The sequence below is a fragment of the Streptomyces acidicola genome (genome assembly GCF_009377235.1).
Taxonomy (GTDB): Bacteria; Actinomycetota; Actinomycetes; order Streptomycetales; family Streptomycetaceae; genus Streptomyces; species Streptomyces acidicola.
On the sequence record NZ_VMNX01000492.1, the window covers coordinates 1 to 1,897 of the forward strand.

Sequence of the window (1,897 nt, forward strand, 5' to 3'; positions counted from 1 at the left end):
CCCGGGGCCCACCGCCACCGGGGACGCCCCCGCCCGGCGCTACGCCGTGGACATCATCAGGCTTCACGAGCGGCTCAGCTACCGGCGGTTGCTCGCCGAGCTCAAGGGGGCTCCGCTCTCCCTCATCGAGGACCCGGACCGCCGGCTGGTGACCGTCACCGCCCGCGACAGCCAGTTTCCCACCCGGTACCTCAAGGGAATCCTCGGCTTCCGCCTCGCCCAGTACCTGAGGCTGAGCTGGATCTCCCCCGACTCCGTCCACCGGACCGCCGCGTTCCACGAACCGCTGCTGCACTCGCGTGCCGTGGAGCGCCCCGTGGAGAACGTCCACACCGTCACCCTGTGCCGGCGCACCTGGCGGATACGCGGATACGTGGGGCTGGCCTGCTCCGCCGACGCGGAAAGCCTCCCCCTCGACTCCCCGCGCCGTACCCCGTTCCCGACGGAGGCGGCACACGGCGTCGACCTGCTACGGCGGTACGCACGGCCGGGCCTGGGGACCCACCAGGCCTTCGAGTTCAAGCGCTTCCTGCGGGACCAGTCGATGCCGCGGGGCGAACAGCACACCTGCGTCCCCTGGCACCTCATGCTCGGCATGGGCGAGGCCCTCATGGGGCTCGGCGACGCCGTGCGCATCGTGCTCGGCGACGCCAAGGAACACGTCGCACTGCGCCATCTGCGCCTCGGCGGCTTCGACCTGCACGTCGTCGAGGGCACGTCGCCGCGCCTGTGCGCATCGGATCCCATGGCGCCGATCTACCGGCAGTCGGTGGTGGCCAGGCCGTTCGTCGCCCCGGTGCCCACGGATCTCCCCTGGTACCTCGACATGATCCGTTCCTACCTCTCCGGGACGAGCGACCTGACCTCGCCGCAGGCCCTGGTCACGTCCCTGGCCGCGCGGAAGAAGCCAGGGGACGGCGTCCCCCGTCCGTCACACGAAGGGCCTTGCGGGTGATGAACGTTGACAGCCAGCCGGTGTCGCCGGCCGAGGAAACACCCACGGTGGGCGCCGAGTTCTACGCCGAGTTGACCACCCGGAACACCGGGGTGGTGGCCGCGGCCGACCAGCGGGCCCTGCGCGCGGCCACCGTCCTGGTGGCCGGCTGCGGGTCGATCGGGGGCGCGGCCGTCGAACCGCTCACCCGGCTGGGCGTGCAGAACTTCGTCCTCGCCGACCCGGGAACGTACGAGCTGAACAACCTCAACCGGCAGTCGGCGATGGCCGCCGACATCGAGCGGAACAAGGCCTCGGTGGCCGCGTCCCGGGTGCGGGCCATCAACCCGTACGCCTCCGTCGAGGTCTTCACGGAAGGAGTCACCCGGCAGACCGTGCCGAAGCTGACGGGCTCCTGCCAGGTGATCATCGACGGGGTGGACGTCACGACACCGGAGGGGTGGCAGGCCAAGCACCTGCTGCACCGTCACGCCATCGTGCGGCGACTGCCCCTGATCACCGGGTGGGACATGGCGGGCACCCAGTACGTCCGCTGCTACGACTACCGGCACCTCCGCGAACCGTTCGACGGGACCATCACGACGCGGGACCTGGCCCGGCTCGACACGTGGGAACTGCTGCGCCGAGCGGTGCCGCTGAGGTACGTACCGACCGACATGCTGGCCGAGATCCGGGCCAACCACCTGCGGACCGACTACACGTTTCCGCAGGTGTCCTACACGGCCACGGCGTTCGGTGTGATCAGCTCCCACATGGTCGTCAGGCTGCTCGCCGGACAGCGGGTACGGCACCACATCCGCCTCGACGTGCACCAGAAGGCCAGGCCGCGCACGGAACAGTGGCGCACCTGGGCGCGCTGGCCGGTGGAACTCGGAGCCCTGCTCCCGGAGCTGCTCCGCATGCTCCGAACCCCCGGCGCCCGCCTGACCCAAGCCCCCGCAC

The 1,897-nt window shown here is 71.0% G+C and carries 2 protein-coding genes; both read left to right on the forward strand.

The annotated features are described in order from the left end of the window. On the forward strand, positions 1-955 hold a 955-nt coding region (locus FPZ41_RS47715; RefSeq protein ID WP_194236467.1), incomplete at its 5' end, for a hypothetical protein. Continuing rightward, positions 955-1,897 (forward strand): HesA/MoeB/ThiF family protein (locus tag FPZ41_RS46280; protein WP_152870869.1); only part of this gene is annotated, 943 nt, incomplete at its 3' end. The genes FPZ41_RS47715 and FPZ41_RS46280, both read left to right, overlap by 1 nt.